Raw genomic sequence first — 10,054 nt, 5'->3', positions numbered from 1 at the left:
TATTCAAATAAGTTGCTTTTAACCGAATGCAGCCACTCAGAGAGGAGCGCCGAACAGTTGATAGAGACGGCGCGGCGCACGCCCGCACACATCGGGCTTGCGGGTTTATGGGGAAATTGAGAGGTAACCGGCCGACGCCGAAGGGGGCTCGGATACAGGATCGACAAGCCGAAAACGCAACTGAATACATCGCTTGAAGAAAGCAATGCAAAGCACTGATAAAAGGGGATTTTGAAAATGGTCGGAGTGGAGAGATTCGAACTCCCGACCCTCTGGTCCCAAACCAGATGCGCTACCAGACTGCGCTACACTCCGCCGAGGCGATGGCTGGGGAATACACGGTTCATATGAAGTCCGCAACAGGGAAATTCATCTTTGTTCAGCCATTGTCTTGATCGGCGGAGCGCGGTGCTGATGCGGGAAGATCACCAGGCGAAAGCGAGGGGATAATCATCTTGACTCTCAGGGTAAGTCAGTCCATTCCAAATTCAGCGTTCCTGACACGATTTGGTTATTCTATTCAGGTACGTGAAGAATAATCCGGGGTGTTACGCCCCGCCGCCCAACCGGAGCAGTTTCGACATGTCTGCGAAGATTTACCGCCCTGCAAAAACCGCCATGCAATCCGGCACGGCGAAGACCAATGTCTGGGTTCTGGAATTCGACGCCGAAGTTCCGCGCAAGATCGACCCGATCATGGGCTATACCTCCAGTTCCGACATGAAGCAGCAGGTCAAGCTGACATTCGAAACGCAGGAGCAGGCCGAAGCCTACGCGCAGCGCAAGGGCATCGAATACCGCGTCATCCTGCCGAAGGAAGCAACCCGCAAGGTGGTTTCCTACACCGACAATTTCCGTTTCAGCCGCACCCAGCCCTGGACGCACTGAAGAAGACACGCTGAACGATTTTCAGCCGGAGCAACATAGCCCGGCACAACGGCCCCTTAGCTCAGCTGGATAGAGCGTCGACCTTCTAAGTCGAATGTCGCAGGTTCGAATCCTGCAGGGGTCGCCACCGCTTCTCACATTATCCATAGATCACGGGTTTGGATCCTATCGCAGACACGATATCAGTCCGGGCTTGCACCTCGGCTATTCCTAATCTTTCTCCATCGCAGGAGATAACCAAAGCCCGGTCCGATCAGCATTCCACCTATAATCCACTCGACCAAGGTCAGGGGTCGCTCATCCGGATCGTGGCCAGTCACGTAAAGGAAGAGAAAAAACGCGGCCACCCCGCAAATCAAGAGCGTGATCGGAAAAAACAGACTGTTGCGAAAGTCGCTCATGTAACCCACCTCCCTTAACCGAGTTGATAAAGGTATTGGGTATGAACCCGTTGGCAAGGGGCTTTTACAGCCGCGACAGCAAATTATCGTACGGGTGGTGTTGCGCCAGAAACAGTAATTACTGCGAAGGAAGTTCAAGACCGTTTGGCAATGAAATCCAAATGACGGTCTGGGCTTCTGGAGAATGTCGCGAAAGATGGCCTCTGCCATGTGTGTCTGCGACTAGCACAAAACTACCCGCTGACACATGGCGGACCTCCCCGTCGCTGGTCTCGTACTCAACGGAACCGTCAAGCCTAACCGTAAGGACTGGCTCGGGCACTCCATGCCAGCCAACTTCTCTCATCCCTGCCGGGATGTGGGTAATCCGGACGCGAGAGGCGGGATAACTGGCGGTCACATCAAATGGAACGGCGTCGGGATGAACTGATCCCTTCGTTGTTGGCAATTCGATTTCATCGAAATGAGACTCGCCATCTGGTGAGGCGTAGATTCGCAGGCACTTCATTAAGAATATCTCTCTGAAAAAGTGAGTTTGGCGATGCGTAGTCACTTATCATGATGAAGCCTGAACAGCTAATGACTTGACCGCTTCGGGCTAATAGCCGCCATTAAAATCAGCGACGCCAGCCCCTAAGTCTAAATCGTCTCCAGAGACACCCGCTTTAGCCGATTTGCATACTTGCGCCTTACCCAAGCAAGAGCGCAACGCCGGCCCTTACGCCCTACCCCTGCCCCATCAGCGTGAAATACCCCCAAGCCGCCACAAAAAACGCGATAACAACCGCAATCGTCAGCGCCTTCTTCGCTTTCGGCCCCAGCGGTTCACGCGGTTTTTTCGGCGGAACCGGTTTGCGGAACTTCACCACATTGTCGTTCATTCTATCATCGTCCTGAATGTCGCTGCTGAAGCCTCTGCCGTACAGGTGGCATCGGCCTTTCCGGAATTATCTCTAACAGACCAGAACTATCATAAATATTACCAAGTTTTCACTTCACCCTTGGGGCAAGCTATGTCACTTCCCACAATCAGAGGAATACAAATAGCAATGGACCGAGCGGAAAACACGGGGTGGCGACAATCCCCTGTGGTGTTTTGAATTTTGCAGGTGACGAGAATGAATGACGCCAACAGCCAAGGCCGTGACACGGAAAACAGCCAGCCCGATCTGCGGGAGATTCTGGGCACGAACAGATCCGGCAGGAAGAAGAAATCGCGTCGGTATCTTTATGTCGTGGCTGCCATCGTGCTGATCGGCGGCGGCCTCGGTTATTATTACCAGTCGCGTGCCGCAGGCGTCGCCTATAATTATGTCACCGAACCGGCAAAACAGGGTGATCTTTCCGTCATCGTCACCTCCACCGGCTCGGTTCAGCCGACGGATCAGGTCGATATATCGAGCGAATTGTCCGGCACCGTGCGCAAGGTCAACGTCACCTACAACACCCCCGTCAAATCAGGCGATATTCTGGCGGAACTCGATACCAACAAGCTGGAGGCCGACGTGCAAAGCGCCCGCGCCAAGCTCGCCTCCGCCAAGGCCAACGTGCTGAAGGCGCGCGCCGATCTCGGCTCTGCAAAGACATCCATGGAGCGCCTGCGGTCCCTCGTGCAGAACCGGGTCTCCAGCCAGCAGGATTTGGACGCCGCACAGTTCAGCCACGATGCCGCCGCCGCCACGTTGCAGGTCAACGAGGCGACCGTGCTTTCAGCCGAGGCAGACCTCAGGCTCGCCGAGGTCAATCTCGGCAAGGCCAAGATCGTCTCGCCCATCGATGGCGTCATCCTCACCCGCAGCGTCGATCCGGGCGCCACCGTCGCCTCCTCGCTCAACGCCCCTGTTCTCTTCACCATCGCCGGCGATCTGCGCCACATGGAATTGCAGGTCTCGGTGGATGAGGCTGATGTCGGCAAGGTCGAGACCGGGCAGAAAGCGACATTCAATGTCGATGCCTATCCCGACCGCAGCTTCCCGGCCGAGATCGAAACCGTGCGTTTCGCCTCTGAAACCGTATCTAATGTCGTGACCTACAAGGGCATATTGACTGTCGATAATGAGGAGCTGCTGCTTCGCCCCGGCATGACGGCAACCGCCAATATCATCGTCGAGGACATCAAGGACACGCTGCTGGTGCCGAATTCGGCGCTTCGTTATACGCCGCCGCGCGAATCCGCCTCCCGTGGCGGCGGGTTGATGAGCCTGTTCCGCCCGCCCCGCATGGGCCGGTCGCAGAACCGCGATGCGGGTCAGGCCGCGACGGGCAAAAGAACGGTCTGGGTGCTGCGCAACAACAATCCGGTCTCGGTCGCCATCGAAACCGGCTCCACCGACGGCCAGCATACCGTGGTAAAATCAGGCGAACTGAAAGCCGATGATCTGGTGATTACCGACGCAACGGCCCGCAACGCCGGCTGACGGAGGAAAACCTGATGCAACAGCCGCCGCTCATTGAATTCCGCAACGTCGTCAAGCAATATGGCCGCGGCGAAGCAACCATTCGCGCGCTCGATGGCGTCAGCCTGTCGATCCACGAGAAGGAATTCGTCGCCATCATGGGGCCGTCAGGCTCGGGCAAATCTACCTCGATGAACATTATCGGCTGTCTGGATGTGCCAACAGCTGGCGAATATCTGTTTCAGGGCGTGCCGACCAGCGGGTTCGACAATGAGCACCTGACGCTGTTGCGCCGCCACATGCTGGGCTTCGTGTTTCAGGGCTTCAACCTTCTGTCGCGTACCTCAGCGGTGGAAAATGTCGAGCTGCCACTGGTCTATCGCGGCATGAAGGCGTCTGAACGGCGCGCTCGTGCCATGGAGGCACTGGCACAGGTGGGTTTGAAGGGCCGCGAGGATCACACCACCCAGGAGCTTTCCGGCGGCCAGCAGCAGCGTGTGGCCATTGCGCGGGCCATTGTCACCCGCCCTGCCCTGCTTCTGGCCGACGAGCCGACCGGCAATCTTGATACGAAAACCAGCAACGAGATCATGGAACTGATAACGGCGCTCAATCGCGACAGGGGCATCACGGTCGTCATGGTCACGCATGAAGAGGATATCGCCGCCCATGCGGGGCGACTGCTGCGCTTCGTCGACGGGCATCTCGCCTCCGATAGCGCTGTGGACAAAAAGGAGAGCTCCGATGTTCTTTGAAACGTCGCGTCTGGCGCTGCGCGCCATCAGCCGTAACCTTTTGCGCTCCTTCCTCACCGTGCTCGGCGTCGTCATTGGTGTGGCAGCCGTCATCGCCATGGTCACCATCGGCAATGGCACCACGGAGCAGGTGAAATCGGAATTGTCGCGGCTCGGCACCAACATGCTGTTCGTGCGCCCCGGCCAGTTCGGCCCCGGCCGCGCCAGCACAGAGGCGAAACGTTTCGATGACCGCGATGTCGAGGCCATCCGCAACCAGATATCAGGCATCCGCGCCGTCGCGCCGCAAAACCGCAGCTCGGCCGCGACAGTCATTTTCGGCGGCAAGAACCACCAGACCAGCGTCATCGGCACCACCAACGACTATCTGATCGCGCAGGACTGGACCATCGCGCTCGGCCGCGACTTCCAGCCAGCCGAAGATCGCGGCGGCCAGATCGGCTGCATCATCGGCGAAACGGTGCGGCAGGAACTGTTCGGCGCGGAAAACCCGGTGGGACAGACGGTCCGCGTCAGCAATATCTCCTGTCCCGTTATTGGCGTTCTGGCTCGAAAGGGCCAATCCGGTCTCGGTGACGATCAGGACGACACGATCATCATGCCGCTGAAAATTCATCAGCGGCGCATCGGCGGCACCACCACCATTTCCTCGATCATGGTTTCGGCACAGGATGGCGTTTCAACCGCCAAGGTGCAGAGCGACCTGCAGAACCTGCTGCGCGAGCGCCGCCGCATCAACATCGGCCGCGAGGATGATTTCACCGTCAACGACATGACGCAGATCGCCTCGGCCATGACCGGCACAACGACGCTGCTGACCGGTCTCTTAGGCGCGGTCGCGGCCGTCAGCCTTCTCGTCGGCGGCATCGGCATCATGAACATCATGCTGGTTTCGGTGACGGAGCGCACCCGCGAGATCGGCATTCGTCTCGCCATCGGCGCGCTGGAAAAACAGGTGCTGACGCAGTTTCTGGTGGAAGCCGTCATGCTGTCGGCCTTCGGCGGCCTCGTCGGCATCCTGACCGGCCTCGGGCTGGCTTACAGCGTCGTCAGCTTCCTCAACGTCCCCTTCGTCACCAGCCCGTCGATTATCTTCCTCGCTTTTGCCTTTTCGGCGGCGATTGGAGTGATTTTCGGTTATTTCCCGGCACGCCGCGCGGCGAGTTTAAGCCCTATCGAGGCGCTCAGGCACGAGTGATGGATGGGATTTCAGGCGGTAGTCGATTCATGCGGGAGTGGAGCAAAACCTCTCCTCCGTCGTCCTCGGGCTTGACCCGAGGATCTAAGAACGTCTCATAAAATTTGACGGGGATGGAACCTCGGGTCAAGCCCGAGGATGACGTCGAGGGTGTGGTGGAAGCCGCATCAAATTAAACGCTGGCCTCAGCCTCACGCTGCTTCGCCAGCGCCGCCAGATCGGCGGGCTTCAACTCAACCGACTCGCCACAGCCGCAGGCCGACGTCTGGTTCGGATTGTTGAAGGTGAAGCCGGAGCGCATCTTGGTCACTTCGAAATCCATCTGCGTGCCGAGCAGATAGAGCACGGCGGAAGGTTGAACCCAGACCTTCGCGCCATCGAATTCAACCAGATCGTCCTTGCCATCCGCTTCGGTCACGAGGTCGATGGTATATTCCATGCCCGCGCAGCCGCCCTTCTTGATGCCGATGCGAACACCCTTGGCATCCGGACCGGAATTATCGACGATTGCTTTAACGCGCGAGGCGGCAGCCCCGGTCATGGTCATGATCGCAAAGCCCATGGGCCTAATTCTCCTTCGACAATCGAGTTCAAGGCTCGATGCTTATGGAATTCAATTTAAGTGCGCCTGACAGTGTCATCAAGAGATGACACCTGTCAAAATCGCGTCAATACCAGCCGACGGCGACCTGCGCTTCTTCCGACATGCGTTCCGGCGTCCACGGCGGATCGAATGTCATCGACACGTCAACGCCGGAAACGCCTTCAACAGCACCAACCGCGTTTTCCACCCAGCCCGGCATTTCGCCGGCAACCGGGCAGCCGGGCGCTGTCAGCGTCATGACGATCTTGACCATCCGGTCGTCTTCGATGTCGATCTTGTAGATCAGACCGAGTTCGAAAATATCGGCCGGGATTTCCGGGTCGTAGACGGTTTTCAGCGCCGAGATCACGTCGTCGCTGAGACGCGCCAGTTCCTCGGGCGGAATGGAAGACGGCTTTGCCGCTTCTTCAGTCGCATCTTGTGTCTTTGCAGTGGCTTCCGCAGTCATGGTCTGATCCTCAATCCTGATCTCATCTATGCCGATATCAGGCGAAAAATTTGCGCGCATAGTCCAGCGCCTCAACAAGACGATCTACTTCGGCGCGGGTATTGTAAAGGCCGAACGATGCCCTGCATGTGGAGGTGACACCGAACCGTTTCAAGAGCGGCATGGCGCAATGGGTGCCGGCACGCACGGCAACGCCGCGCCGGTCGATCACCATCGAGACGTCATGGGCATGGATGCCCGCAAGCTCGAACGAGAAAATGCCGCCCTTGTCAGGCGCATTGCCGATGATGCGTAGCGAATTGATCTCGCGCAGCCGCTCCGTGGCATAGGCCGCAAGATCGGCCTCATGTGCCGCAATCGCGGCACGGCCGAGATTGTCCATATAATCAAGCGCGTAACCGAGACCGATGGCCTGGACGATGGGCGGCGTACCCGCTTCGAAACGGTGCGGCGGTTCGTTATAGGTCACATTGTCTTCGGAGACGTCGAGGATCATCTCGCCGCCGCCCTGGAACGGCCGCATCTCACGCAACCGGTCCGCCTTGCCGTAAAGCACGCCGATGCCCGAGGGACCGTAAAGCTTGTGGCCGGTCATGACATACCAGTCGCAATCGATATCGCGCACATCCACCGGCATGTGAACCGCACCCTGGCTACCGTCGACCAGCACCGGAATGCCGCGCTCATGGGCGATGCGGCAGATTTCCTTGACCGGAACGATGGTGCCGAGCGCATTCGACATATGGGTGATGGCGACGAGTTTGGTGCGCTCCGTCAGGCTCTTTTCGAAAGCCTCGATGTGAAACGCGCCGTCATCATCAACAGGCACCCAGACCAGCTTGGCGCCCTGCCGCTCGCGGATGAAATGCCATGGCACGATGTTGGAGTGGTGCTCCATGATCGAGATGACGATCTCGTCGCCCTCGCCGATCTTGGGCATGCCGTAACCATAAGCAACCGTATTGATCGCCTCGGTGGAGGATTTGGTGAAGACGATCTCGTCCACCGAACCGGCGTTGAGGAAACGGCGCACCTTTTCGCGCGCCGCCTCATAGGCGTCGGTTGCGGCATTGGAGAGGAAATGCAGGCCGCGATGCACATTGGCATATTCGTTCGCATAAGCATGCGAAACGGCATCGATCACCACCTGCGGTTTTTGAGCGGACGCGCCGTTGTCGAGATAGACCAGCGGCTTGCCATAGACCTCGCGCGACAGGATCGGAAAATCCTTGCGCACGGTTTCGACGTCATAAGGGGCCGCCAATGCGGCGCGTTCGCTCTCAGGCATGATGTTCCAGCCAGCCGGAGATGATGGCCTCCAGCGCCTCTACCAGATTTTCTTCTTCCAGTTCCTCGACGATCTCGGCGACGAAGGCGTTGACGAGCATCGCCCGCGCCTTGGCCCGCGGCACGCCGCGCGCCATCAGGTAATAAAGATGGTTGTCGTCGATATCGGCAACCGTCGCGCCGTGACCGCACTGAACGTCGTCAGCGAAGATTTCAAGCTCAGGCTTTGCCGAAAACTCGCCGTCATCGGACATCAGCAGCGTGTTGCAGGCCATCTTCGCATCAGTCTTCTGGGCATCGGGCGCAACCCGGATCATGCCCTGGAAAATGCCCTTGGCGCGATCGAACACCACGTTGCGGAACACTTCCGTCGAGGTCGTGTTCGGCACGTTGTGGCCAAGAACCATCGTCACGTCCGTATGCGTTTCGCCGCCCAGCAGGTTGACGCCGCGAACGATGAGGTCAGTGCCCTCGCCTTCCACGTCGATGCGTAGCTCCTGCCGCACCAGCTTGCCGCCGGCATTGATGATGAAAATGCGAACCTTGGCATCCGCGCCGATTTTCATGCGCAACTGGCCGAGATGGATATCGGCAGCACCTTGGCTTTGCAGGATGATCCACGTCGCTTCCACGCCATCTTCGATGACGATGTCGGTAACGGAGGAAACGAAAGCGGCATCCGAAGTCACCGAAAGGTGACGCTCAATGACGGTTGCCTTGGAACCCTTGCCGAAGCGGACCGGGAAGCGGCTGTGAATCTGACCTGCGCCATGGACGGCCTGCAATTCGATCGGCTTTTCGATATCGGCATCGGCCGGAATGTCGAGCACCAGACCATCACGCACGAAGCTGCCGTTGATGCGGCCAATCACGTCGTCCTTGCTGGCTTCCGCAAGGCCTGCGGCGGCGGAACCGTCGAGCAGCCTGTCGGCAAAGCGCGAAATGCTGACGTCTTCGATCTTGCCGATATCGGCCGTGCCATGCTGCATATAGGCAACCAGAGAGCCGGCAACCGTCGGCGCCTGCTTCTCGATAACAGGCGCGGGCCGGTCTTCCGGAACGGCACGCAGCAGGCTTTTCAGGTCGGTATAGTGCCACGCCTCGATGCGGCGTGTCGGAAGACCACCGGTCTTCAGATCGTCGAACAGCACGTCGCGGGCAGCGACAACGGCGCCGTCACCGGGCAATTCGCTGAACTTGGCGGTATAGGCGTCGACCAGCGCGGTTTCCGCTGGCGTCAGCCGGTTGGTAGCTTGAATGTTCATGGACATCACCTCCTGGCCTTCAATCAGGCCGCTTCACCGATGATGTCGGCGTAGCCATTGTTTTCCAGTTCAAGCGCCAGAGCCTTGTCGCCCGAACGGATGATCTTGCCCTTGTAGAGGACGTGGACGCTGTCCGGTACGATGTAATCCAGCAGGCGCTGATAGTGGGTGATGACCACGACGGCACGATCCGGCGACTTCAGCGCGTTGACGCCGTCAGCCACGATCTTCAGCGCGTCGATGTCGAGACCGCTATCGGTTTCATCGAGAACGCAAAGCTTCGGCTCCAAAAGCGCCATCTGCAGGATTTCAGCGCGCTTCTTCTCACCGCCGGAAAAGCCGACGTTGAGCGGACGCTTCAGCATGTCCATGTCGATCTTCAGATCGCCGGCAGCTTCCTTGACGCGGCGGATGAAGTCGGGCGTCGTCAGCTCGGACTCGCCGCGCGCCTTGCGCTGCTCGTTCATCGCAACCTTCAGGAACTGCATGGTGGCAACACCGGGAATTTCGACCGGATACTGAAAGGCAAGGAAGATGCCCTTGGCCGCACGCTCGGCGGCATCCAGTTCCAGAATGCTTTCGCCGTTGTAAAGAATGTCACCGGAGGTGACTTCATAATCTTCGCGGCCCGACAGGATGTAGGACAGCGTCGACTTGCCGGAACCGTTCGGCCCCATGATGGCGGCAACCTCACCGGCGGCAACCTTCAGGTTGAGACCCTTGATGATCTCGGTTTCGGTATCGGCGATCTTTGCGTGCAGGTCGATGATTTCAAGCATGGTTTTGTTCCTGTTCATGGTGCGGTTTCAAGG

The 10,054-nt window shown here is 58.5% G+C and carries 12 protein-coding genes and 2 tRNA genes; 5 read left to right on the top strand and 9 right to left on the bottom strand.

The annotated features are described in order from the left end of the window. Positions 1-238: 238 nt before the first annotated feature. Positions 239-315, bottom strand: a tRNA-Pro gene (locus tag JZX89_RS10825). 267 nt (positions 316-582) lie between these two features. Between JZX89_RS10825 and JZX89_RS10820 the strand changes: the two genes are divergently transcribed. Together JZX89_RS10820 and JZX89_RS10815 are read left to right on the top strand one after the other, a co-directional pair. Continuing rightward, complete coding sequence (locus tag JZX89_RS10820) at positions 583-888, top strand: ETC complex I subunit (RefSeq protein ID WP_149897356.1); 306 nt, start codon at positions 583-585, stop codon at positions 886-888. Positions 889-938: 50 nt separating this feature from the next. Next, positions 939-1,015 (top strand) — tRNA-Arg (locus tag JZX89_RS10815). A 55-nt stretch (positions 1,016-1,070) separates the two neighbouring features. Here JZX89_RS10815 and JZX89_RS10810 read toward each other — a convergent pair. The 3 genes from JZX89_RS10810 to JZX89_RS10805 all read right to left on the bottom strand — a co-directional run bounded on the left by JZX89_RS10810 (position 1,071) and on the right by JZX89_RS10805 (position 2,170). After that, positions 1,071-1,289 (bottom strand): hypothetical protein, encoded by a 219-nt coding sequence (locus tag JZX89_RS10810; RefSeq protein ID WP_174373593.1) that lies wholly within the window; start codon positions 1,287-1,289, stop codon positions 1,071-1,073. A 118-nt stretch (positions 1,290-1,407) separates the two neighbouring features. Beyond that, positions 1,408-1,797 carry a cupin domain-containing protein gene (locus JZX89_RS28880; protein ID WP_153514236.1) on the bottom strand — a complete coding sequence of 130 codons (390 nt, stop codon included), beginning with the start codon at positions 1,795-1,797 and terminating at the stop codon, positions 1,408-1,410. A 217-nt stretch (positions 1,798-2,014) separates the two neighbouring features. Next, positions 2,015-2,170: a hypothetical protein gene (locus JZX89_RS10805; RefSeq protein ID WP_174373592.1), complete on the bottom strand. Its 156-nt coding sequence runs from the start codon at positions 2,168-2,170 to the stop codon at positions 2,015-2,017. A gap of 237 nt (positions 2,171-2,407) precedes the next feature. Here JZX89_RS10805 and JZX89_RS10800 point away from each other — a divergent pair, with 237 nt between their 5' ends. From JZX89_RS10800 to JZX89_RS10790, 3 genes are read left to right on the top strand one after another with little or no spacing between them, the layout of a single operon-like run. Further along, on the top strand, positions 2,408-3,706 hold the full coding sequence (locus tag JZX89_RS10800; protein WP_207134039.1) for an efflux RND transporter periplasmic adaptor subunit: 1,299 nt from the start codon (positions 2,408-2,410) through the stop codon (positions 3,704-3,706). Positions 3,707-3,720: 14 nt separating this feature from the next. Continuing rightward, positions 3,721-4,440 carry an ABC transporter ATP-binding protein gene (locus JZX89_RS10795; protein ID WP_149897353.1) on the top strand — a complete coding sequence of 240 codons (720 nt, stop codon included), beginning with the start codon at positions 3,721-3,723 and terminating at the stop codon, positions 4,438-4,440. Next, positions 4,430-5,638, top strand: coding sequence for an ABC transporter permease (locus tag JZX89_RS10790; RefSeq protein ID WP_149897352.1), 1,209 nt, complete (start codon positions 4,430-4,432; stop codon positions 5,636-5,638). The genes JZX89_RS10795 and JZX89_RS10790 overlap by 11 nt, the downstream gene beginning before the upstream one ends. A 172-nt stretch (positions 5,639-5,810) precedes the next feature. Here JZX89_RS10790 and sufA read toward each other — a convergent pair whose 3' ends face one another. The 5 genes from sufA to sufC all read right to left on the bottom strand — a co-directional run bounded on the left by sufA (position 5,811) and on the right by sufC (position 10,021). Then, on the bottom strand, positions 5,811-6,200 hold the full coding sequence (gene sufA, locus JZX89_RS10785) for a Fe-S cluster assembly scaffold SufA (protein WP_207134038.1): 390 nt from the start codon (positions 6,198-6,200) through the stop codon (positions 5,811-5,813). Positions 6,201-6,306: 106 nt separating this feature from the next. Next, positions 6,307-6,690, bottom strand: a complete 384-nt coding sequence (locus JZX89_RS10780) for an SUF system Fe-S cluster assembly protein (protein WP_207134037.1) — start codon at positions 6,688-6,690, stop codon at positions 6,307-6,309. A 37-nt stretch (positions 6,691-6,727) separates the two neighbouring features. Further along, the gene (locus tag JZX89_RS10775) at positions 6,728-7,978 is read right to left on the bottom strand and encodes a cysteine desulfurase (RefSeq protein WP_207134036.1); all 1,251 of its coding nucleotides are present in this window, start codon (positions 7,976-7,978) and stop codon (positions 6,728-6,730) included. Beyond that, positions 7,971-9,242, bottom strand: a complete 1,272-nt coding sequence (gene sufD / locus JZX89_RS10770; RefSeq protein ID WP_207134035.1) for a Fe-S cluster assembly protein SufD — start codon at positions 9,240-9,242, stop codon at positions 7,971-7,973. The genes JZX89_RS10775 and sufD overlap by 8 nt, the downstream gene beginning before the upstream one ends. A gap of 23 nt (positions 9,243-9,265) precedes the next feature. Continuing rightward, entirely contained in the window at positions 9,266-10,021 is a 756-nt protein-coding gene (gene sufC, locus JZX89_RS10765) for a Fe-S cluster assembly ATPase SufC (RefSeq protein ID WP_149897348.1), read from the bottom strand. Between the last annotated feature and the right edge of the window lie 33 nt (positions 10,022-10,054).

The sequence above is a fragment of the Agrobacterium burrii genome (genome assembly GCF_017313405.1).
Classification (GTDB): Bacteria; Pseudomonadota; Alphaproteobacteria; order Rhizobiales; family Rhizobiaceae; genus Agrobacterium; species Agrobacterium burrii.
This window is presented reverse-complemented; position numbering and strand designations above follow the sequence as displayed.

What these genes read in the sequence shown, in the direction of transcription:
- JZX89_RS10820 (WP_149897356.1), top strand. Translation starts at nt 583, where the DNA reads ATGTCTGCGAAGATTTACCGCCCTGCAAAAACCGCCATGCAATCCGGC.
- JZX89_RS10810 (WP_174373593.1), bottom strand. Translation starts at nt 1,289, where the DNA reads ATGAGCGACTTTCGCAACAGTCTGTTTTTTCCGATCACGCTCTTGATT.
- JZX89_RS28880 (WP_153514236.1), bottom strand. Translation starts at nt 1,797, where the DNA reads ATGAAGTGCCTGCGAATCTACGCCTCACCAGATGGCGAGTCTCATTTC.
- JZX89_RS10805 (WP_174373592.1), bottom strand. Translation starts at nt 2,170, where the DNA reads ATGAACGACAATGTGGTGAAGTTCCGCAAACCGGTTCCGCCGAAAAAA.
- JZX89_RS10800 (WP_207134039.1), top strand. Translation starts at nt 2,408, where the DNA reads ATGAATGACGCCAACAGCCAAGGCCGTGACACGGAAAACAGCCAGCCC.
- JZX89_RS10795 (WP_149897353.1), top strand. Translation starts at nt 3,721, where the DNA reads ATGCAACAGCCGCCGCTCATTGAATTCCGCAACGTCGTCAAGCAATAT.
- JZX89_RS10790 (WP_149897352.1), top strand. Translation starts at nt 4,430, where the DNA reads ATGTTCTTTGAAACGTCGCGTCTGGCGCTGCGCGCCATCAGCCGTAAC.
- sufA (WP_207134038.1), bottom strand. Translation starts at nt 6,200, where the DNA reads ATGGGCTTTGCGATCATGACCATGACCGGGGCTGCCGCCTCGCGCGTT.
- JZX89_RS10780 (WP_207134037.1), bottom strand. Translation starts at nt 6,690, where the DNA reads ATGACTGCGGAAGCCACTGCAAAGACACAAGATGCGACTGAAGAAGCG.
- JZX89_RS10775 (WP_207134036.1), bottom strand. Translation starts at nt 7,978, where the DNA reads ATGCCTGAGAGCGAACGCGCCGCATTGGCGGCCCCTTATGACGTCGAA.
- sufD (WP_207134035.1), bottom strand. Translation starts at nt 9,242, where the DNA reads ATGAACATTCAAGCTACCAACCGGCTGACGCCAGCGGAAACCGCGCTG.
- sufC (WP_149897348.1), bottom strand. Translation starts at nt 10,021, where the DNA reads ATGCTTGAAATCATCGACCTGCACGCAAAGATCGCCGATACCGAAACC.